Below are 21,188 nucleotides of genomic sequence, written 5' to 3'. Positions count from 1 at the left end.
GCCCCCTTACTTGGACGCGTTCGCCGCCGTGGCCTTGTTTTCCATGTTGACGACCTGCACACGGCGGTTCACTTCCGCCAGCGGCTGGCTCGGATCCTTGAGCTTGCTCTTGCCATATCCGACGGTGACGAGGTCGGTGCCGTTGATGCCGTATTTGTCGACGAGATAGCGCTTGATCGCGTCGGCGCGGCGCTCGGAGAGATCCTGGTTATAGGCTTCGCCGCCGGCCGCATCGGTATGGCCCGCGACCACGAAGGTCGAGCCCTTGAGGTCATTGTTGGTGAGCGCACGGCCGAGCGCCTGAACCGACGGCAGCGATTTTGCGCTGATGTCGGCGGAGTTGTAATCGAAATTGATCTCCAGATCGATCTTCGGCTTGTCCTTGACGATGGTGGCGATCTCCTCGCGCTCGGCCATCGAAAGCGAGCGCGTGGAGCGACCGCGGTATTTCTGAACGAGTTTACCCTCGGCGGCTGCTGGGGTCGGGTCGACGGTCTGTTGCGGGCCGACCGAAAGGCCGCGGGTCAGTGGCTTCTTCTCAGGCACCAGCGCGCGGATGATCTGGTCCTCGGTGACGTTCTGGGCCACTGCGCTCCCCGCGAAGGAAACGGCCGCGCCGAGTGCTGCAACCGAAACGATTGCGGTAAGGGTTTTCGTTGCCGAGAAATTTGCCATTGCCTGTCCCCTCCTTGCGGGCTTCCCACGCAGTTCCAATGTCATCCAAATGAGCTGCCGGACCTTAGCGGTCACACCGGCTGCTGTTCCTTAGTCTGGATACCCGCCACAGGGTTCGAGGCGCCCGCCAGCCTTTGTCGAAAAAAGTTAATGCACCTAAAGTTACTGGACCCCGTAATCGGCGAATTCCTTCACGATATTGGGATCCATCGCCTTCGCATTGTTGATATCGAGGTCGCCTTCCGCAATCGAGCCGTTGCGCTTCTTGGCAAGGCCGCGGCCATACAATGACGACGTCAATCTCGGGTTGATCTTTAGGGCCGCATCGAAATCAGCAATTGCATTCTTATTCTGGCCGTTCTTCAGATTGAGGAGTCCGCGGCTGTCGAGCGCGTCGACGAAATTCGGCCGCAGCCGCAGCGCCTCGTTGCAATCCTTCAGCGCCGCCTGCAGGTCGCCGATCACCGTGCGCGCCCAGCAGCGGTTGTTATAGGCTTCCACGTCCTTCGGGTTCAGCCGCAGCGAATTGTTGAAGTCCTTGATCGCGAGCTCGTAGGCGCCCTTGCTGGCATAGACCTGCCCGCGCCGGTACAGCGCGGCCACATCGTCCGGATTGTCGTTGATCTTGGCGGTCAAGGTCTTGATCGTTGGATCGTCGGCAAGTGCGACCGCCGTCGGACTCGGGGTTTCGACCGGCTTGGCTGGCGGTGCAGGCGGCGGGATAGCGGCTTCAACCGGTTTCGGCGGTGCAGGAGGTGGCGGGGGCGGCGGCGCGGGCGCGGCCACCTGGGGCGCGGCAGGTGCAGGGGCAGGTGCGGGCGGGGGAGCCGGGGCTGGCGCGGGTGCGGGCACCGCGGCTACCGGAGCTGGCGGCGGGCTCGCCGGTCGCGGCCCGGCGCCGCTCGGGATAAAGGAGAAATCCTCGGCCAGGGACGAGGAAATCCACGGCACCTGCTCGCTGCGCGAGGCGCGGGTGACGCCGACGCGGGTCCGGTTCAGCGTTTCCTCTGCCGTCAGGTCGGGGGTGCGGATTTCCTTCAGCAGTTCACGCACGAACAAGCTGCGGTCGCTGCCATTGTCCGAAATGACTGACGAGAGGGCGGCCGAATACATCACCAGCGTGCCGTTCGGCGCAATCACCGGCGCAAGCCCCGCGGAAAAGCTACGGAACCGGCGCTCGAACGGATTGCGCCTGGAAGCATCGATCAGCGCGATCTTGACGCCGGCGCCGCGGCTGTTGATCTCGCCCAGTACGGTCTCGAGGCTGAAACCGTCGCGGCGGACGTCGGCCTCGGTCCAGATCTGCGCATCGACGGGGATCATGTAGCTCTGGCGGCTCGACTGCACGCCAAAGCCCGAGAAGAACAGCAGCGCGACCGATCCGGGCTTGATCTTGCCATAGAGGCGCTCGAAGGCCCGGCGCATCTGCTCGCCGGTCAGGTTCTCGCCGATGTCGACATTGAAGCCGTCGCGCTTGAGCTCGTCGGCGATGTCGCGTGCGTCGTTGATCGGCTCCTTCAGGGGCGCGTCGGCATCAGGATATTTCGCGTTGCCGATCACCAGCGCATAGCGTTCACCAGCGGCGAAAGACGGCGCAACCGAGGCGAGCGCAAAAAGCAATGTGAGGAGCAATGCAGGGCGGATTTTCATAATAATGGTAGTCCAGATCACGGCAACCCAGCCATAATAGCGCCGATGCCAGCTCGCGCGGCGGGCGACCTTACTCTACGGTATCGGCATTATCAAACCGGCTCTGCACCCCCGTCAACTGATTGCGATCTCGTCATTAATTGCGACAATTCATCGCGACGGGCCGCGGCGGAGGAGGGAATAAAAGCGCCCACCGTGGCAGCGCTGCAACGTCGGTCCCGTTCGTACAAACCGGTTCCCAATCGGACCGAAAGCTCCTTTTGGCGCAAACGGCCGTTCTTGTCTCGACATGGCGGGCAGGCGCCGTCGGCTCGATGCTGCCAACCCGCAAATCACTACTAACTACCATGGCGAGTTAGATGTGATTTTTCTCACAGAAGGTGCATTCCTGCTGTTGTGTCACGCGGCTGCCATTCGCTGGCGGGGTTTGACCTTTGCGGATGACAATGGCTTGTTGCCGGTGTCGGCCTGCGTCCAACCAAGAAAAAAGTGACACCGATGGGAAACGTCTACGAAATCTATGCGCTGCGCTACGCGACCATGTCGCCCCGTACCCCTCATCTGAACTTTCTGGTTCCCGATCCGCACGAAACCACCGCCCAGGACCTCGATTATTTCGTTTGGCTGGTCCGGGCTGGCGGCCGCGACATCCTGGTCGACACCGGCTTCAATGCCGACGAGGCGAAAGCGCGCTCGCGCAAGCTCACGCTCAATCCGGTCGACGCGCTGAAAGATTTCGGCGTGGCTGCCGAGACCATCGGCGACGTGATCGTCACCCATCTGCACTATGACCACGCCGGCAATCTGGATCGCTTCCCCAATGCGCGGTTTCATCTGCAGGAGCGCGAGATGAGCTACGCGACCGGGCGCTGCATGTGCAACGGCCTGTTGCGGCACCCATTCTCGGTCGAGCACGTCACCACGATGGTGCGTCATGTCTACGGCGACCGCGTCACCTTCCATTCCGGCGACGGCGAGATCGCGCCCGGCGTCACCGTGCATCGCGTCGGCGGCCATTCCGATGGGCTGCAGGTGGTGCGGGTGGAAACGGCGCGTGGGCCGGTGGTGCTGGCGTCGGACGCGGCGCATTACTACGCCAATTTGCACAAGCGCAGCCCGTTTCCGATCGTCTACAATGTCGGCGACATGGCGCAGGGCTGGGAAACCGTCGAGCGGCTGGCCGGCCATCCCGACCGTTTCATCCCCGGCCACGATCCGATCGTGAGCGAGATCTATCCGCGCGCCAGCGACAAGGTCGATGCGTTCGCGCTGCATTTGGCGCCGTCGCGCTCCTTCGCGAAATAGGCTCAGCTAGATATGCCGGAATACAAGACCATCGGCTTCATCGGCCTTGGCGTGATGGGCGAGCCGATCTGCCGCAATCTCGTGAAGAAGAGCGGCAAGCGGGTCCTCGCCTTTGATCTGTCGCCGGAGCCGTTGGCGCGGCTGCGCGCCGACGGAGCCGACGCCGCGGCCTCCGTTGCCGATGTCATCAAGCAGAGCGAACTCGTCTTCCTGTGCCTGCCCAGCGCCAGGCATGTGCGCGCGGTGTTCGAGGGCGACGGCATTCTGGAAAATATCAGGACCGGCCAGGTGGTCGTCGATCTCGGGACGTCCTCGGTGAGCCAGACCCGCGACTTTGCCCGGCGGTTGCAGGCCAAGGGCGCAGCCTGGGCCGATGCGCCGATCGCGCGCACGCGACAGGCGGCGCAGGACGGCACGCTCAGCGTCATGGTCGGCGCGACATCAGCGCTTTACGCCGACATCGAGCCGTTGATCCGCTGCTTTGCGACCGACGTCACGCATTGCGGCGATGTCGGCGCGGGACAGGTCACAAAAATTCTCAACAACATGGTGCTGTTCGAAACCGTCAACGCGCTCGCCGAAGCGGTTGCAGTCGCCAAGCACAATGGCGTCGATCCCAAGCTGCTGCTCGACACGCTTTCCAAGGGCTCGGCTGACAGTTTTGCTCTGCGCAATCACGGCATGAAGGCGATCGTACCGGGGGTTTTTCCGGAGCGCGCATTCTCGACCGAATATGCGCTGAAGGATCTGTCTTACGCACTGGAGCTCGCGGCCGATGCCGGATTGAAAATCCGCGGCGCGGAGCTGGTCGGCACCATCCTGCAGGAGGCGATCGATGCCGGATCGGGAGACAATTATTTCCCTGTGATCGCAAAGCATATTGGCCGCTAACCGGAGATTCCCATGATCACCCGCTTTCCCGGGCTCACGCCGACCCGCAGCCGTGCGGTCGCGCACGACGATCTTGTTTTCACGGTGGCGGTTGCTCCCGATCCGGTCAGTCCGTCAATGTATGAGCAGAGCGTAAAGGCACTCGCCCGTATCGACGAAAGCCTCGCGCTGTGCGGCACCGACAAGAGCAAAATCCTCTCGGCCATCGTCTATATCACAGACATCAAGCAGAAGGCCGAGATGAATCGGGCCTGGGACGAATGGGTTGATCGCAAAAACCCGCCGATGCGCGCCTGTATCGGCGTCGATCTCGAACCGCCGCACATTGTGGAGATCGTGGTGACGGCGGTGAAGTAAGCCGGCCAGTAAGCTTCCGTCGTCGGCCTCTTCGCTGGTCTGTACCAGGCCGACGCAAATTTTCCCTGTCATCGCGAAGCGTATAGGCCGCGCGCAGCGACGCTATTTCGAAGGTGGCTCGCTTTGGAAAGCTTTGCGCCGGAAGCCGGCCGCTGCTGCTGCGGGCTGACGATGCGGTAGCTTCCCGCGATAGATCCGGCGGGACGCGGCGTCGACGTGTGCACTCAAGATCAGTTTTTCTACGGTTGGGATCGCAAAGGCGGGCATCGGCTCGACCTGGCTTGCGAAAAAATCGCCATGTGTGAAGTGGCCCACACACGAAACAACTAGTACGCGAGAGGATGCTCCAACGGTTGCCGGCGTTCAATTTCATCACGAGACGTTTGAAGCCAGGGAGGCATCGATGGGACCGTTCATTGCCATTGCTGCAAATTTGTTTCCTCAAATCCTGCAGGCGATCGCAGGAAGCCAGAGTGAGGGTGGAAAGAAAGTCATTGAGACCGTCGAAAAGGTCGTCAAACAGGTGACGGGAACGGAAGACGACCAGGAGGCGGCCCGGAAGATCGCCGAGGATCCGGTTGTAGCGGCAAAGCTCCGCACCGACCTCGCCAACATTGCGCTCGAGGAAACCAGGCTGCGCGTCGCGGCCGAGCAAAAGGAGCGCGACGCCCAGCGCGCCGCCGAGCTGAAGGAGCGCGAAGCCCAGAATGCCGCCGAGCAGCAAAAGCGGGAAGCGGCCTTCGCAGAGCTCAAGCTTCGATTAGAGAATGAGCAGAATCGTTATCTCGAGGATCTCAAAGACACCGCCGGCGCTCGCGATTTTCAGAAAGGCCTGGTTTCGTCCGGCTCCATGGTGGCCTGGGTCGCTCCGGCCCTATCGATAATCGTGACGGTCGGTTTCTTTTTTATCTTGTTAATGTTCATCTTCTTCAAGAGCAGCATCGAGCAGACGGTATGGAGCATTCCGCCGGGCATCGACGTAAGCAAGGTATCGCTGCAGGAGCTCCGTTTACTCGCGCCGCCGCCGTCCGATTATGTGATGCAGATCATCAATATCAGCGTCGGCGCTTTGGCTGCGGCCTTCGCCACCGTCATGAGCTTCTGGCTCGGCTCCTCGCAGAGCTCGCAGAACAAAGATCGCCTGGTGGCATCCCTTTCGACCGAGCGCTCGGAAGACCAGAAAGAGCTCATGAAAACGGTGATCACCGAGCGGCGGTCACCGCCGCCAACCGGCGGGTCCGAGCCCACCGGCGGTGGAGGTCCGCGGTCCGACGGGGGAGGTCCAGCGCCCGATGAGGGAGACGTCGCCGATCCGGTGAAGCCGGCGCCGGCTGGATTACTGGCCGAGATCATGCCGCAACTGATCAAGCCGCATCGTCATTTCGACAATGGCGTGCAGTGGTCCCTGACATCGCGGGGCATCTCGATCGATGGCGCGGCTCCGATGGGGACACCAGGTGAGCCTTCGACCGTCCGAAAGATCTTCAATAACTTCCGTGAGCCCTGTCTCACCTCAGCGCGGCGCTATGGTGTACCGATCGAACTGATCGTCGCGACCATCGCAACGGAAAGCGGCGGCAACCCGAACGACCGCCGCCCTGAACCCCAGATTAACGACGAAAGCGTCGGTTTGATGCAAACGCTGGTCAAGACGGCACGGGCGGCGACCGGCCGGAAATCGCTGCGCGCCAACGATTTGTTGGACCCGGCAACGTCGATCGACGCCGGCACTGCGTACATCGCCAGCCAACGGCCCTCGACCCATTTCGACGCGCCGCTCGTCGCCGCGGCCTACAACGCCGGCTCGATCCGCCGTGACGACCGACCGGCCAACCGGTGGAAGCTGCACTGCTTCCCGCCCGGGACCGGCGCCCATGTCGACCGGTTCGTGGCGTGGTTCGCGGACTGTATGCGCGTGTCGGCGGCGGAGGGTTGGGCGAAGACGAACGACGTCCCGAGTTTTGCCAGCGCGTTTGGTGTTTCGGGCACTGGCGACAAGTCGGGGCCTGATTTTCCCCCGCCGCCCAGCTTTCGGCCACTTGTGAGCACGGAGGACAGGCAGCAGCTGTTCGGCACATTTTCATTCCGGAGCGTTCCGCGGGTGGATAATCCGGAAAACATCGAAATTACCGACGGCTGGGAGGACGAAAACATTGTCACGGTTGAAATCCCGATTCAGGGATTTCCGGGCCATCCAGGGCCGCTCAAGATGCGCTTTCACAAGAAGGCAAAGGATCAGCTTGTCGGGCTTTGGTTGAGCTGGGAAAAGGCTGGCTTGCTGGATCGCATCCTCACCTATGACGGCGCATTCGTTCCGCGCTTCATGCGCGGCAGCAGGACCTCGCTGAGCAATCACGCGTTCGGCACCGCCTTCGACATCAACGCGGCATTCAATCCACTGAAGGCCGAACCTGCCCTGGTCGGGGAAAAAGGTTCGGTACGAGAGATGGTGACGCTGGCCAACAAGTGGGGATTCTTCTGGGGCGGTCACTTCAAGTCCCGCCCGGACGGCATGCATTTCGAAGTCGCTGAAATCAGGTCGGCGCCATCGGTGTAAATGGCGACGCCCTAATACGCTTCCTTCGCGTCCGCTTCTTCACTCGTCTGCACAAGATCGAGGCTCGCCTCGATCTTGCCGAGCAGCCGCGCGAAGTCCTTGCGCTCCTGCATGGACAGGCATGACAGAATCTCCTGCTCCCGGCGCAGCAAACGTGGGATCAGTTCCTCATACAGCGCCGCCCCCTTGAGAGTGAACTGCAGGCGGAATTCGCGGCGGTCGTCCTCGTTCTCGACGCGCTCGATGATCTGTCGCTTCATCAGCGAGGTGACCGCGCGGCTGATGGTGGATTTATGGGTGCGCGTGCAATCGGCGACATACTGGGCGCTACACGGCTCGTGGCGGAAGCCGAGCGTGGCCAGCACACGCCATTCCGGAATGTCGAGCCCGTAACGGGTCGCATACTCAGCCGAGAGCGCGGAACTGACCTCCGCCGCCAGTCGGTTGAGCCGGAACGGCACGAACTTGAAGAGGTCGAGCCGCGCAGCTTTCTTAGGTGCGCTCTCTTCCCGCAGATCGGCAGCCATTTCGCCTGACATCGCTTTTGGCAAGAATCGCCTCGAATTGAGTTGACGCCGGACCCGGCCGGGGGTTTAAGATAGTTGCAGGTGAGACTAATTTAGCAGGGTTGCGGGCCACTAGCTAGAGCGTTTTCGAGCGAAGTGGGTACCGGTTCGCGTGAAGAAAACGCGTCAAAACAAGATCTCTAGTCACAGGGTTGAGCCCACATGGCGCTGACTAAAACCCAATTCGGCTATCGTCGCCACCCCGATCAGGATCGGGCGGGTGCTGACATTGCCGAGCATGCGGTCGTCGTGGTCGGCGCCGGTCCGATCGGGCTTTCGCTGGCTATCGACCTGGCGCAGCGCGGGCAGTCGGTGGTGTTGCTTGACGATGCGGACCGGATCGGCGAGGGCTCGCGCGCGATCTGCTTCTCGAAGCGCTCGCTGGAATTCTGGGACCGGCTCGGCATCGGCCAGCGCATGGTCGACAAGGGCGTGGTGTGGAGCGTCGGCAAGATCTTTCACGGCAACTCTCTGCTCTATCAGTTCAACCTGTTGCCCGAGGAGGGCCACAAGCGGCCGGCCTTCATCAACCTGCAGCAATTCTATGCGGAAGCCTATCTGGTCGACCGCGTCGAGGAATTGCCCGCGATCGACCTGCGCTGGCGCAACAAGGTGACGGGGCTCGAGCCGCACAACGACCATGTGGTGCTGACGGTCCAGACGCCCGATGGTCCCTACCGGCTCGCCGCGCAGTATGTCGTCGCCTGCGATGGTGCGCGATCCTCGCTGCGGGGAATGGTGGGCGCGGAGTTCGCGGGCCAGGTGTTTGAGGACCAGTTTTTGATCGCCGACGTCAAGATGACAGCGGCATTCCCGACCGAGCGTTGGTTCTGGTTCGATCCGCCATTCCACGCCGGACGTTCCGCGCTTCTCCACAAGCAGCCGGACGACATCTGGCGGATCGATCTGCAGCTCAACCGCTTTGCCGATCCCGCGATCGAAAAGCTGCCGGAGAATGTGCGGCCGCGCATCGCGCGCATGCTCGGGCATGACAAGTTCGAATTCGAATGGATCTCGCTCTACAAATTCCAGTGCCGGCGGATGAACAAGTTCGTCCATGGCCGGGTGATTTTCGCCGGCGATGCCGCGCACCAGGTCTCGCCGTTCGGCGCACGCGGCGCCAATTCCGGGCTGGAGGATGCCGAGAACCTGGCGTGGAAGCTCGATCGCGTGCTGCGGGGCACCTCGCCCGAGGCGCTGCTCGAGAGCTACCACATCGAGCGTAGCGCCGCGGCCGACGAGAACATCCGCGAATCCACCCGCTCGACCGACTTCATGGCGCCGAACTCGCAGCAGGAGGCGCGGCTCCGCAAGGCGGTGCTGTCGCTGGCCAAGGAAACCGAGTTCGGCAAGCGCATGGTCAATGGCGGGCGTCTCTCGACGCCGTCGACCTACGAGACGCCGCTCTCGACCGTCGATAGCGATTCCTGGCGCGGCGGCCCGCGTCCCGGTGCCTCGATGCCGGACGCACCCGTGGCGGGGCGGAATGGCGAGCCGATGTATCTCACCGACGCCTTCATCGGCGCCGGAACGGGGTTCACGCTGCTGGCGTTTAGCAATGGCGCCGCGCCGGAATGGCCGGAAGGATTGGGCACGATCCGGATCGGCGGCGAGGGCGGCCTCGTCGATTGTGCAGGCCTTGCCGCCAAACGCTACGATGCCGAACCCGGCACTGCCTATCTGCTGCGTCCCGATGGTTATGTCGCAGCGCGCTTCCGCCATCCGACGCGGGCGGCGCTCGACGCCGCGCTGGCGCGTGCTTGCGGTATCAACTGAGGTTGTCATGGCGCTATCGACCGCTTCGAATTTTGCCAAGCCTGATGATGCGTTCCGCGCCATCGTCGAGGCGCATCGCGGATTGAGCGACGAGCAGAGCGCCGATCTCGACGCGGCGCTGGTCCTCGTGCTTGCCAACCATATCGGCGACATCGCCGTGCTGAACGAGGCGATCGCACTCGCCAAGCGCCGCATGCTGGACGCGAGCCAGCAACAACAACAGCAACAGCAGTAAACGAATTGTAGGATTGAATTGATGACCGAAAGCACTGCAAAGGGTTTTGCGTCCACCACGGATCTGACCGAGAAAAAGATCACCTTCTCCGAGATCGGCTCCGACCTCTACGCATTCACCGCCGAGGGCGACCCGAACTCCGCGATCATCGTCGGTGACGACGGCTGCCTGGTGTTCGACGCGCAAGCGACGCCGGCGATGGCCAACAAGGTGATCGAGCGCGTCCGCACCGTCACTGACAAGCCGATCAAATATGTCGTGTTGTCGCATTATCACGCCGTGCGCGTGCTCGGCGCGTCCGCCTACAAGGCGCAGGGTATTGTGGCATCGGCCGAAACCTACCGGCTGATCGAGGAGCGCGGCCAGCAGGATTGGGACTCGGAGTACGGCCGCTTTCCCCGCCTGTTTCAGGATGCCGACAGCATTCCCGGCCTGACCTGGCCGACGCTGACCTTCGAAGGCGAGATGTCGATCTACTTGGGCAAGCGCGAGGTACGGCTGATGCAGCTCGGTGCCGGGCACACCTCCGGCGACATCGTGGCTTGGGTGCCCGATGCCGAAGTAATGTTCTCCGGCGATCTCATCGAATATCACTCGGCCTGCTATTGCGGTGACGCACATTTGCGCGAATGGCCGGCCACGCTGAATGAAATCCGCGCATTCAATCCGAAGGCGATCGCGCCGGGCCGTGGCGACGCGCTAAAGGGGCTTTCGACCGGGCGCGAGGCGATCGCGATGACGCGCGATTTCGTCACCACGCTCTATGGTGCGGCGGAAAGTTCGGTCGCCAAGGGCCGTTCGCTGAAAGAGACCTTTGCCGCGACGCGCGAGGTGATGGACCCCAAATTTTCCAGCTTCGCCATTTACGAACACTGCCTGCCGTTCAACGTCTCGCGCGCCTTCGACGAAGCATCTGGGATCGACGATCCCGTGATCTGGACCGACAAGCGCGACCGCGAAATGTGGGCGGCCCTGCAAGGAGGAGGATGACCATGAATATCAATACCTCGCCCGACCAGATCGTTCGCAGCACCGCGCAGGTGACGCCGGGCTACATGTCCGGCTTCGGCAACAGCTTTGAAACCGAGGCGCTGCCGGGCGCGCTGCCGATGGGGCGTAACTCGCCGCAGCGCTGCGCCTATGGCCTTTATGCCGAGCAATTGTCCGGCTCGCCCTTCACCGCGCCGCGCGGCAGCAACGAGCGCTCCTGGCTTTATCGCATCCGCCCGTCAGTGAAACATTCCGGCCGTTTCGAAAAGGTCGATGCCGGGCTGTGGCGCACCGCGCCGTGCCATGAATATGAACTGCCGATCGCGCAGCTCCGCTGGGACCCCGCGCCGATCCCGAAGGAGGACATGACCTTCCTGCAGGGCGTGCAAACCATGACGACAGCGGGCGATGCCAACACCCAGGCCGGCATGGCTGCACATGTCTATCTCATCACTAAATCGATGGTCGATCAGCATTTCTATAATGCCGACGGCGAGATGATGTTCGTGGCGCAGCAGTGCAATCTGCGCCTCGTCACCGAGTTCGGCCGTATCGACATCGAGCCGGGTGAGATCGCGGTGATTCCGCGTGGCGTGAAATTCCGCGTCGAAATTCCCTCGGGGCCGGCGCGAGGCTATCTCTGCGAAAATTACGGCGGCGCCTTCACGCTGCCGGAGCGCGGGCCGATCGGCGCCAACTGCCTCGCCAATTCGCGCGACTTCCTGACGCCTGTCGCAAGCTATGAGGACAAGGACACGCCGACCGAGCTCTACGTCAAATGGGGCGGCTCGCTGTTCAAGACCACGCTGCCGCATTCGCCGATCGATGTGGTGGCCTGGCACGGCAATTACGCGCCGTACAAATACGATTTGCGTACCTTCTCACCCGTCGGCGCCATCAGCTTCGACCATCCCGATCCCTCGATCTTCACGGTGCTGACCTCGCCGTCGGAGACCGCCGGCACCGCGAATATCGACTTCGTCATCTTCCCGGAGCGCTGGGCGGTGGCGGAGAATACGTTCCGTCCGCCCTGGTATCACATGAACATCATGAGTGAGTTCATGGGACTGATCTACGGCGTCTACGATGCCAAACCGCAGGGCTTCGTTCCCGGCGGCATCAGCCTGCACAACTGCATGCTGCCACACGGTCCTGACCGCGAGGCATTCGATCACGCCAGCAACGGCGAATTGAAGCCGGTGAAGCTGACCGGCACCATGGCCTTCATGTTCGAAACGCGTTTTCCGCAACGGGTTACCAAGCATGCCGCGACGACCTCGGCCTTGCAGCATGACTACGCCGATTGCTGGAAGGGCCTGGAAAAGCGGTTCGATCCGAACAAGCCGTAGCGCGCAACTCGTCATCGCCGGGCTTGACCCGGCGATCCATCACTCTTGTGAATAGATGGATGCCCGGGTCAAGCCCGGGCATGACTGCTTCCCGATTGGAGAATCAAGTGCCCCACCCCAACGACCCCAAGCTCCGCTCCTTCATCGACGTCGCGCCCGATTCCCATTTTCCGATTCAGAACCTCCCTTACGGCGTGTTCTCTGCCAAGGACGGTCTGGCCCCGCGCATTGGCGTCGCGATCGGCGACTACGTGCTCGATCTCTGGCAGCTCGCGCAGGACTGCCGCTTCGACCTCGTCGAGCCCGCGGTGTTTGCCGCGCCGCAGCTCAACCCGTTCATGGCGCTGGGGCCAAAGGTCTGGTCGAGCACGCGGGCGCGGATCAGCGAGCTGTTGTGGCAGGATCACCCTGAGCTGCGCGATAATGAGAGCCTGCGCAAGCGCGCGCTGGTGCCGATGGCCGATGTGAAGCTGCACCTGCCGTTCGCCGTCTCCGGCTACACTGATTTCTATTCCTCGAAGGAGCACGCCACCAATGTCGGCGTCATGTTCCGCGGCAAGGACAATGCGCTGCAGCCGAACTGGCTGCACATGCCGATCGGCTATAACGGCCGCGCCTCGACCGTCGTCGTCAGCGGCACGCCGGTGCGCCGGCCGCGCGGGCAGTTGAAGCCGCCGACGGCTGACGTGCCGAGCTTCGGGCCGTGCAAGCGGCTCGACTTCGAGCTCGAAATGGGCGTCGTGGTCGGCCAGCCGTCCGTGATGGGCGAGATGCTCACCGAGAAGCAGGCCGAAGAGATGATCTTCGGCTTTGTGATCCTGAACGACTGGAGCGCGCGCGACATTCAGCAGTGGGAATATGTGCCGCTCGGCCCGTTCCAGGCCAAGGTGTTCGCGACCTCGATCAGCCCGTGGGTGGTGACGCGCGAGGCGCTGGAGCCCTTCCGCGTGCACGGCCCCGCGCAGGATCCAAAGCCGCTGCCCTATCTGCAGCAGACGCAGCCGAACAATTACGACATGGCGCTCGAGGTTGCCTTGCGCGCCGCGCCGATGAATGCGCCGAAAAACATCAGCCGCACCAATTTCAAGTACATGTACTGGTCGTCGGTGCAGCAGCTCGTGCACCATGCGGCCTGCGGCTGCGCCATGAATGTCGGCGATCTCCTCGGGTCCGGCACCATCTCCGGCCCCGAGAAGGACCAGCGCGGCAGCCTGTTAGAGATCAGCTGGAACGGCACCGAGCCGGTCGAACTCGCCGAGGGCGTCAAGCGCTCGTTCCTGGAGGACGGCGATTCGCTCATCATGCGCGGCTGGTGCCAGGGCGACGGCTACCGCGTCGGCTTTGGCGAGGTCGAGGGGACGATTCTGGCGGCGGATTGACGCCCTCTCAGCGTCATTGCGAGGAGCGAAAGCGACGAAGCAATCCATAGCGCCACAAGCGGAAACATGGATTGCTTCGCTGCGCTCGCAATGACGCGGTAGATCACCGCTCCTGCGGCGGAATATCCCTTAAGCGCGCGCAGTGCGCGGCAATATCCTGCAGGCTGTACTTCAAATGCACCCGCTTGTCCGACGGCAACTGCTTCGCGACGCACACGCCAGGCCGTCGCTCCGTCGCGGGGCGGATCGGCCGCCGCTCAAATCCGCCGCCGCAGTTCGGGCAGACATTGTGCAGCTTGTTTTCAGCGCAATCGGCGCAGAACGTGCATTCATAGGAGCAGATCCGCGCGTCCGTCGCGTTCGGCGGCAGGTCCTTGTCGCAATATTCGCAATTGGGGCGGAGTTGCAGCGCCATAGCTATCTCGTGAGGTGATTCCGAAAGAGATCATCGCAAATCGGCCGGAAAACGCGAATGACGAATTTCCCTCGAATTGCGCCATCTAGGTCTTCAGCGGCAGCTTTGAACTTTCCTTCAGCCGGTCGAGCACGATCGAGGAGCGGACATGCGCCACGCTCTGGTGCGGCATCAGCACGTTGTTGACGAGATCGGAGAGGTCCTTGAGGTCGCGCAGCACCACCTTCAGCACGTAATCGGCATCACCGGTGAGCGAATAGGCCTCCTGGATGTCGTCGACGCGGCCAACCAGCGCGCGGAATTTCTTGGCGTTGTCGGGCGAGTGCGTCGCCAGCGTAATTTGGACAAAGGCGATCAGGTTGAAGCCGAGCGCCTCGCCGGCGAGGTCGGCGTGATAGCCCGCGATCACCTTTTCCTCCTCCAGCCGCATCCGCCGCCGCGAGCATTGCGAGGCGGACAGCCCGACGAGGTCGGCGAGCTGCTGGTTGGTCAGCCGGCCATCGTCCTGCAGCGCGGCCAGCATTTTGAGATCGAAGCCATCAACGGAGATCATGCGCTAACTGCCGATTTCATGCACGAACTGTGCGGCAGGATAACCGAGCGCGGTCCCATTTGCATGCACTTTGCACCCCTTTCGACCGATATTTGACCCAGATCAATTCTCGGGAGTTTGCCATGGGTCCGTTTCCGCACGACGCGCCGGCCGCCACCATCACATCAGACAATCCGATGGGCACCGACGGGTTCGAATTCGTCGAGTATGCGCATCCGAAGCCGGAAGAGCTGCACGCGCTGTTCCGGCTGATGGGCTATGCGCCCGTCGCCCGCCACAAGACCAAGAAGATCACGGTCTATCGCCAGGGCGACATCAACTATCTCGTCAACGAGGAGCCCGGCACCCACGGCCACGGCTTCGTCGCCGCGCACGGGCCCTGCGCGCCGTCGATGGCGTTCCGCGTGGTCGATGCGAAAAAGGCCTATGAGCGCGCGCTGTCGCTCGGCGCGGAGCCGGCCGATATTCCTTCGGAGCAGAAGACGCTCGACGTTCCCGCGATCAAGGGCATCGGCGGCAGCCTGCTTTATTTCGTCGATCGCTACGGCGCAAAAGGCTCGGCCTATGATCTCGAGTTCGAATGGCTGGGTGCGCGCGATCCGCGTCCCGCCGGCGCAGGCCTCTATTACATCGACCATCTCACCCATAACGTCCATCGTGGCCGCATGGACGTCTGGACCGGCTTCTACGCAAAACTCTTCAACTTCTGCCAGATCCGCTTCTTCGACATCGAGGGCCGCGCCTCCGGTCTATTCTCACGCGCGCTGACCAGCCCCGACGGCAAGATCCGGATTCCGATCAACGAGGACGCCGGCGATTCCGGCCAGATCGAGGAATATCTCAACACCTATCGCGGCGAGGGCATCCAGCACATCGCCTGCGGCGCCCGCGACATCTATCGCACCGTTGAGACGTTGCGCGCCGCCGGCCTGCCGTTCATGCCGTCACCGCCCGATACCTATTTCGAGAAGATCGATACGCGTTTGCCGCAGCATGGCGAGGACGTCGCGCGGCTGCAGAAGAACGGTATCCTGATCGACGGCGAGGGCGTGGTCGACGGCGGCCAGACAAAAGTGCTCTTGCAGATTTTCTCGGCGAATGCCATCGGGCCGATCTTCTTCGAATTCATCCAGCGCAAGGGCGACGACGGATTCGGCGAAGGCAATTTCAAGGCGCTCTTCGAATCGATCGAGGAGGACCAGATTCGGCGCGGCGTGTTGAAGGTGGACGACGCGGCGTAAAGCCGTAGGGTGGATTAGGCGAAGCCGTAACTCACCGGCCGAACCAACCGCGTGTCGAGACTTTGGTGGGTTGCGCCTTCGGCTAACCCACCCTACGATTCAGCGCTTAGCCCACGCGTTAGTCAATTCCGTCAGCTCCGCCTTCTCCGCATCCCTGATCGCCGACGGCGTGCGTGAAAACCGCGGTGCCGGGGCGGGCTGGGTGACGCCGTGACGCTCGACGAACACGTTTCGCGCGGCCATGTGCGGATGCTTCGGCGCTTCCGCCATGGTCAGGATCGGCGCAAAGCAGATGTCGGTGCCTTCCATGATCTTGCACCACTCCTCGCGCGACTTGCTCTTGAACACCTTGGTGAGCTTCTCCTTCAGCGCCGGCCAGGCCTTGCGGTCCATCTGCGCGTCGAAATCGGCGTCGGTGAGGCCGGCATGCTGGCGCAGCAATGCGTAGAACTGCGGCTCGATCGAGCCGATCGAAATGAAGTTGCCGCAGGAGCACTCGTAGACACCATAGAAATGCGCGCCGCCGTCGAGGAAATTCTGCTCGCGGCCTTCGACCCAGCGCCCGATCGCGGTCATATCGAAGAACATTGACATCAATGAGGCCGCGCCGTCGCACATCGCAGCGTCCACCACCTGGCCCTTGCCGGATTTCGACGCCTCCAGCAGGGCTGCGAGCACGCCGACCACGAGATAGAGCGCGCCGCCGCCGAAATCGCCGACGAGGTTGAGCGGCGGCACCGGCTTTTCCTTTGTGCCGATTGCTGCGAGCGCGCCGGTAATGGAGATGTAATTGATGTCGTGGCCGGCGGCATTGGCGAGCGGGCCTTCCTGGCCCCAGCCGGTCATGCGGCCGTAAACCAGCTTGGGGTTGCGCGCGAGTACGACGTCAGGGCCGAGTCCGAGCCGCTCCATCACGCCGGGGCGAAAGCCCTCGATCAGCGCGTCGGCGCCTGCGAGGAGGTCGAGCACCTGCGCAACCGCAGCCTTGTCTTTGAGATCAAGCTCGACGACTTTCCGGCCACGCCCCGCCACCGATTTCAGATTCTTCTTCGCGCCGACGCGATCGAGCGTCACGACCTCCGCGCCCATGTCGGCCAACATCATGCAGGCAAACGGGCCCGGGCCAATGCCGGCGAATTCGACGATGCGGAAGCCGGCGAGCGGGCCGGAGGTGCTGATGGCGGATTGGGTGGCTGGTTTGTCGAGCACTTGTTTTCTCTCCCGGGAAAAGCCTCGCAAGGAGCGCCTTAACTCGCAAGGAGCGCCTTAATTAGTTGATTAGCTAAATTGTCCCGCCGAAGCGAGGCCGTTGCAAGCAAATCTTGGCGCAAAAGCAGTACGGCGCGCATCGCTGCGCGCCGCCTGCATGGCTCAACGAGGGATAGGTCAGCCGGCCGCCTGCACCGCGCGCTGCGCCATCACCTTGATCAAATTGGCGCGGTAGTCGGCGGTGCCATGGATGTCGTTCAACAGACCGTCGGCCGAAATCGTGACGCTGTCGATCGCACTAGCGGACCAGTTCGCCTTTAGTGCCGCCTCGATCGGGCCAACGCGCATGACACCGTTCTGCGATGCGCCGGTGGCGGCGACGCGGACGTCGCCGTCAGGCATTCTCGCCACGAACACGCCGGTCAGCGCAAAGCGTGACGCCGGATGCGGAAACTTGGCGTAGCCCGCCTTGTCGACCACCGGGAAGTCGACCGCGGTGATGATCTCGCCGTCCTCCAGCGCCGTCGAGAACAGGCCCTGGAAGAAATCATCAGCCGCAATCGTGCGCTTGTTGGTCTTGATGGTCGCGTTCAGCGCCAGCACCGCAGCGGGGTAGTCCGCGGCAGGATCGTTGTTGGCGAGCGAGCCGCCGATGGTGCCGCGATGGCGCACCGCCGGATCGCCGATCTGCGAGGCGAGGGCGCAGAGCGCCGGGATCGCCTTGCGCACGGTGGCATCCTGGGACACGTCATAATGCGTGGTCGCCGCCTTGATCTGGATGCCGGAGGTTGTCCCCGAGCAGCCGACCATGTCCTTTATCTTCGCAAGGTCGATCACGTCGGATGGCGAAGCCAGCCGTTGCTTCATGACGGGAAGCAGCGTCTGGCCGCCGGCGAGATATTTCGCTTCCTTGCCCTTTGCGAAGAGCGCGGCGGCCTCGTCGACCGAGGAGGCGCGGTGATAGGTGGTCTCGTACATGGTGCGTCCTCCCTAGTTAACCGTGGATCGCGTGCCAGACACGATCGGGCGTCGCTGGCATTTCCAGCTTGTTGTTGCCGATCGCATCGGTGATGGCGTTGATGACAGCGGCCGAGGCGCCGATCGCGCCGGCCTCGCCACAGCCCTTGACGCCGAGCGGGTTGCTCGGACACAGCGTCGTGGTGTGCTGCACCTGGAACGAGGGCAGGTCGTCGGCGCGCGGCATGGTGTAGTCCATGAACGATGCCGTCACCGGCTGGCCGTTCTCATTGTAGACGGCGTGCTCCAGCAGCGCCTGGCCGATGCCTTGCGCAAGGCCGCCATGCACCTGGCCTTCCACGACCATCGGATTGATCAGACGGCCGAAGTCGTCGGCGGCGACGAAGTTCACGAACGAGGTCTTGCCGGTTGCGGCATCGACTTCGACCTCGCAGATATAGGCGCCGGCCGGGAAGGTGAAGTTGGTCGGGTCATAGAAGGCGGTTTCCTTTAGGCCCGGCTCCATACCGTCGGGCAGATTGTGCGCGGTGTAGGCTGCGAGCGCGACCATCGGCAGCGCGATGGATTTGTCGGTGCCGGTCACCTTGAACTCGCCGTTCTCGATGACGATGTCGTTCTCGCTCGCTTCCAGCGCGTGCGCTGCGATCTTCTTGGCCTTGGATTCGATCTTCTCCATGGCCTTGACGATGGCAGTGCCGCCGACGGCGATCGAACGTGAGCCATAGGTGCCCATGCCGAACTGCACCTTGTCGGTATCGCCGTGCACGATCGAGACCTGGCTGATCGGAACGCCCAGGCGCTCGGCGATCAGCTGGCAGAACGTCGTCTCGTGGCTCTGGCCGTGGCTGTGCGTGCCGGTAAGCACCTCGATGGTGCCGACCGGATTGACGCGGATCTCCGCCGATTCCCACAGGCCGACGCCGGCGCCGAGACTGCCGACCGCCTTCGACGGCGCGATTCCGCAGGCCTCGATGTAGCAGGACACGCCAATGCCGCGCAGCTTGCCTTCGGATTTGGCTTTCGCCTTGCGGGCGGGGAAGCCGGCATAGTCGATCGCCTTCATCGCGGCGTCGATCGAGGCGTTAAAGTCGCCGGCGTCGTAGGTCATGATGACCGGCGTCTGGTACGGGAACGTGGTGATGAAGTTCTTCTTGCGCAGCTCGGCCGGATCGACGTTCAGCTGCCGCGCCGCAGTCTCCATCATGCGCTCGAGCAGGTAGCTCGCCTCGGGCCGCCCGGCGCCGCGATAGGCGTCGACGGGCGTGGTGTTGGTGTAGACCGCCATCACCTCGGCATAGATCGCCGGGATGACGTACTGACCCGACAGCAGGGTCGCGTAGAGATAGGTCGGCACCGCCGAGGAGAACAGCGACATATAGGCGCCGAAATTGGCGTGGGTCTTTACCCGCAAGCCCAGGATCTTGTTGTCCTTGTCGAACGCCATCTCGGCATGGGTGATGTGGTCGCGGCCATGCGCGTCGGTGAGGAAGGATTCGGTGCGGTCGCCGGTCCACTTCACGGGGCGGCCGACTTTCTTGGACGCCCACAGCGCCACCATCTCTTCCGGATAGATATAGATCTTCGAACCGAAGCCGCCGCCGACGTCGGGCGCGATCACGCGCAGCTTATGCTCGGGCGCGACGTTGTAGAATGCCGACAGCACGAGACGGGCGACATGCGGGTTCTGCGAGGTCGTGTAGAGCGTAAAGTGCTCTTCCGCGGCGTCGTAATCGGCGATCGCCGCGCGCGGCTCCATCGCATTCGGCACCAGGCGGTTGTTGGTGAGATCGAGGCTCACTACGTTGGCGGCCTTGGCGAAAGCGGCCTTCACCGCGGCCTCGTCGCCAAGCTGCCAGTCATAGATGATGTTACCAGGAGCTTCCGGGTGCAGTTGCGGCGCGCCCGGCGCGATCGCAGCCTTGACGTCGGCCACTGCGGGCAATTCTTCGTAATTGACGACCACGGCCTCGGCCGCATCGCGCGCCTGGTTCTTGGTTTCGGCGATCACCACCGCCACGGCCTGCCCAACGAAGCGCACCGTCTCCGGCGCCATCGCGGGCCAGGCGCCCATTTTCATCGGCGAGCCGTCCTTCGAAGTAATGGCCCAGCCGCAGATCAGGTTGCCGATCTTGTCGTCGACGATCTGCTGGCCCGTCAGCACCGCGATCACGCCCGGCATCTTCATCGCCTCCGAGCTATCGATGCCCTTGATCTTCGCATGTGCATGCGGGCTGCGGATGAAGTGTGCGTGGGTCATGCCCACCAGCTTGATGTCGTCGACGTAACGGCCCTTGCCGGTGATGAAACGGCGGTCTTCCTTGCGCACCACGCTTGCGCCAATGCCTTCAACGCCCATGTCCTGTCCTCCCAACCGGAGTTATTGGTTTCCGCTATTTCCAAGGAGACTTTCCCAAGAAAACGCGGTGTTGAATTCGAAAATGCTGGCCGGTGGTCGCTATTCCGCGGCCTGCGCGACCTTCATGCGTCCTGCCGCATCGAGCACGGCCTTGACGATGTTGTGGTAGCCGGTGCAGCGGCAGATGTTGCCTTCCAGCTCGTGGCGGACGGTCGCCTCGTCGAGTTGGCCGCTGTGGCGGTGCACAATATCGATCGCCGACATGATCATGCCGGGGGTACAGAAGCCGCACTGCAGGCCGTGATTGTCACGGAACGCCGCCTGCATGGGGTGCAGCTCGTCGCCCTTGGCGATGCCCTCGATGGTGGTGACGCTGGATCCGGCAGCCTGGGCCGCCAGCACGGTGCAGGACTTTACCGCCTGGCCATCGATATGGACCACGCAGGCGCCGCATTGGCTGGTATCGCAGCCGACATGGGTGCCGGTCAGGTTAAGATGATCGCGCAGGAGATGGACGAGAAGGGTTCGGTCTTCGACCTCGGCCGAGACGGCTTTGCCGTTTACGGTCAGCTTGACTGTAGACACGCGTAGTTCCTCCCGATGTTTTGTAATTATTCCAATTAGAAACAGCGGCGCGGGAACTTGCAACTAGGATTTTGGTGGCCGCTGTCATTGTGATGACATTCGCTGGCATGAGCGCGGAGAC

Annotated in this window: 19 protein-coding genes; 10 read left to right on the top strand and 9 right to left on the bottom strand. The window is 62.7% G+C overall.

The window, feature by feature from the left end; genetic code table 11:
* Window positions 1-6 precede the first annotated feature (6 nt).
* Both J6524_RS12555 and J6524_RS12550 read right to left on the bottom strand, forming a co-directional pair.
* A complete protein-coding gene (locus J6524_RS12555) occupies window positions 7-675 on the bottom strand; it encodes an OmpA family protein (protein ID WP_225670857.1) in 669 nt (222 codons plus the stop codon).
* Between the two features lie 162 nt (window positions 676-837).
* On the bottom strand, window positions 838-2,325 hold the full coding sequence (locus J6524_RS12550) for a caspase family protein (RefSeq protein ID WP_225670855.1): 1,488 nt from the start codon (window positions 2,323-2,325) through the stop codon (window positions 838-840).
* Window positions 2,326-2,823: 498 nt separating this feature from the next.
* On the opposite strand from J6524_RS12550, the gene J6524_RS12545 reads away from it, so the two are divergent.
* From J6524_RS12545 to J6524_RS12530, 4 genes are all read left to right on the top strand, one after another.
* A complete protein-coding gene (locus J6524_RS12545; protein WP_225670853.1) occupies window positions 2,824-3,630 on the top strand; it encodes an N-acyl homoserine lactonase family protein in 807 nt (268 codons plus the stop codon).
* Window positions 3,631-3,642: 12 nt separating this feature from the next.
* A complete protein-coding gene (locus tag J6524_RS12540) occupies window positions 3,643-4,521 on the top strand; it encodes an NAD(P)-dependent oxidoreductase (RefSeq protein ID WP_225670851.1) in 879 nt (292 codons plus the stop codon).
* Window positions 4,522-4,533: 12 nt separating this feature from the next.
* Complete coding sequence (locus J6524_RS12535; protein WP_225670849.1) at window positions 4,534-4,878, top strand: RidA family protein; 345 nt, start codon at window positions 4,534-4,536, stop codon at window positions 4,876-4,878.
* 403 nt (window positions 4,879-5,281) lie between these two features.
* Window positions 5,282-7,435 carry a M15 family metallopeptidase gene (locus J6524_RS12530; RefSeq protein ID WP_225670847.1) on the top strand — a complete coding sequence of 718 codons (2,154 nt, stop codon included), beginning with the start codon at window positions 5,282-5,284 and terminating at the stop codon, window positions 7,433-7,435.
* A gap of 11 nt (window positions 7,436-7,446) precedes the next feature.
* On the opposite strand, the gene J6524_RS12525 is transcribed toward J6524_RS12530, so the two are convergent.
* Window positions 7,447-7,962 carry a MarR family winged helix-turn-helix transcriptional regulator gene (locus tag J6524_RS12525; RefSeq protein WP_225670929.1) on the bottom strand — a complete coding sequence of 172 codons (516 nt, stop codon included), beginning with the start codon at window positions 7,960-7,962 and terminating at the stop codon, window positions 7,447-7,449.
* Between the two features lie 201 nt (window positions 7,963-8,163).
* Between J6524_RS12525 and J6524_RS12520 the strand changes: the two genes are divergently transcribed.
* The 5 genes from J6524_RS12520 to fahA all read left to right on the top strand — a co-directional run bounded on the left by J6524_RS12520 (window position 8,164) and on the right by fahA (window position 13,730).
* Window positions 8,164-9,777: an FAD-dependent oxidoreductase gene (locus J6524_RS12520; protein WP_225670845.1), complete on the top strand. Its 1,614-nt coding sequence runs from the start codon at window positions 8,164-8,166 to the stop codon at window positions 9,775-9,777.
* A 7-nt stretch (window positions 9,778-9,784) separates the two neighbouring features.
* On the top strand, window positions 9,785-10,012 hold the full coding sequence (locus tag J6524_RS12515; protein ID WP_225670843.1) for a DUF2783 domain-containing protein: 228 nt from the start codon (window positions 9,785-9,787) through the stop codon (window positions 10,010-10,012).
* Between the two features lie 21 nt (window positions 10,013-10,033).
* Window positions 10,034-11,002 carry an MBL fold metallo-hydrolase gene (locus J6524_RS12510; protein ID WP_225670842.1) on the top strand — a complete coding sequence of 323 codons (969 nt, stop codon included), beginning with the start codon at window positions 10,034-10,036 and terminating at the stop codon, window positions 11,000-11,002.
* Window positions 11,003-11,004: 2 nt separating this feature from the next.
* Window positions 11,005-12,351, top strand: a complete 1,347-nt coding sequence (gene hmgA, locus J6524_RS12505) for a homogentisate 1,2-dioxygenase (protein ID WP_225670841.1) — start codon at window positions 11,005-11,007, stop codon at window positions 12,349-12,351.
* Between the two features lie 107 nt (window positions 12,352-12,458).
* Window positions 12,459-13,730, top strand: coding sequence for a fumarylacetoacetase (gene fahA, locus J6524_RS12500; protein WP_225670840.1), 1,272 nt, complete (start codon window positions 12,459-12,461; stop codon window positions 13,728-13,730).
* Window positions 13,731-13,833: 103 nt separating this feature from the next.
* On the opposite strand, the gene J6524_RS12495 is transcribed toward fahA, so the two are convergent.
* Together J6524_RS12495 and J6524_RS12490 are read right to left on the bottom strand one after the other, a co-directional pair.
* The gene (locus tag J6524_RS12495; RefSeq protein WP_225670839.1) at window positions 13,834-14,145 is read right to left on the bottom strand and encodes a DUF1272 domain-containing protein; all 312 of its coding nucleotides are present in this window, start codon (window positions 14,143-14,145) and stop codon (window positions 13,834-13,836) included.
* Between the two features lie 85 nt (window positions 14,146-14,230).
* Window positions 14,231-14,698: an Lrp/AsnC family transcriptional regulator gene (locus J6524_RS12490; protein ID WP_225670838.1), complete on the bottom strand. Its 468-nt coding sequence runs from the start codon at window positions 14,696-14,698 to the stop codon at window positions 14,231-14,233.
* Window positions 14,699-14,820: 122 nt separating this feature from the next.
* Between J6524_RS12490 and hppD the strand changes: the two genes are divergently transcribed.
* Window positions 14,821-15,939 carry a 4-hydroxyphenylpyruvate dioxygenase gene (gene hppD, locus J6524_RS12485; protein WP_225670837.1) on the top strand — a complete coding sequence of 373 codons (1,119 nt, stop codon included), beginning with the start codon at window positions 14,821-14,823 and terminating at the stop codon, window positions 15,937-15,939.
* A 99-nt stretch (window positions 15,940-16,038) separates the two neighbouring features.
* Here the strand turns inward: hppD and J6524_RS12480 are convergent, their stop codons facing one another.
* The 4 genes from J6524_RS12480 to J6524_RS12465 form a co-directional block, all read right to left on the bottom strand.
* The gene (locus J6524_RS12480) at window positions 16,039-17,148 is read right to left on the bottom strand and encodes a CaiB/BaiF CoA transferase family protein (RefSeq protein WP_225670835.1); all 1,110 of its coding nucleotides are present in this window, start codon (window positions 17,146-17,148) and stop codon (window positions 16,039-16,041) included.
* A gap of 177 nt (window positions 17,149-17,325) precedes the next feature.
* Entirely contained in the window at window positions 17,326-18,126 is an 801-nt protein-coding gene (locus tag J6524_RS12475) for an FAD binding domain-containing protein (protein ID WP_225670833.1), read from the bottom strand.
* A 16-nt stretch (window positions 18,127-18,142) separates the two neighbouring features.
* Window positions 18,143-20,482, bottom strand: a complete 2,340-nt coding sequence (locus tag J6524_RS12470) for a xanthine dehydrogenase family protein molybdopterin-binding subunit (protein ID WP_225670832.1) — start codon at window positions 20,480-20,482, stop codon at window positions 18,143-18,145.
* A 99-nt stretch (window positions 20,483-20,581) separates the two neighbouring features.
* Window positions 20,582-21,067, bottom strand: coding sequence for a (2Fe-2S)-binding protein (locus J6524_RS12465; protein ID WP_225670831.1), 486 nt, complete (start codon window positions 21,065-21,067; stop codon window positions 20,582-20,584).
* Between the last annotated feature and the right edge of the window lie 121 nt (window positions 21,068-21,188).

It is taken from the genome of Bradyrhizobium hereditatis, assembly GCF_020329435.1.
Taxonomy (GTDB): Bacteria; Pseudomonadota; Alphaproteobacteria; order Rhizobiales; family Xanthobacteraceae; genus Bradyrhizobium; species Bradyrhizobium hereditatis.
Note: the sequence above shows the minus strand (reverse complement) of the source record. Positions and strands in the feature narration are given on the sequence as shown.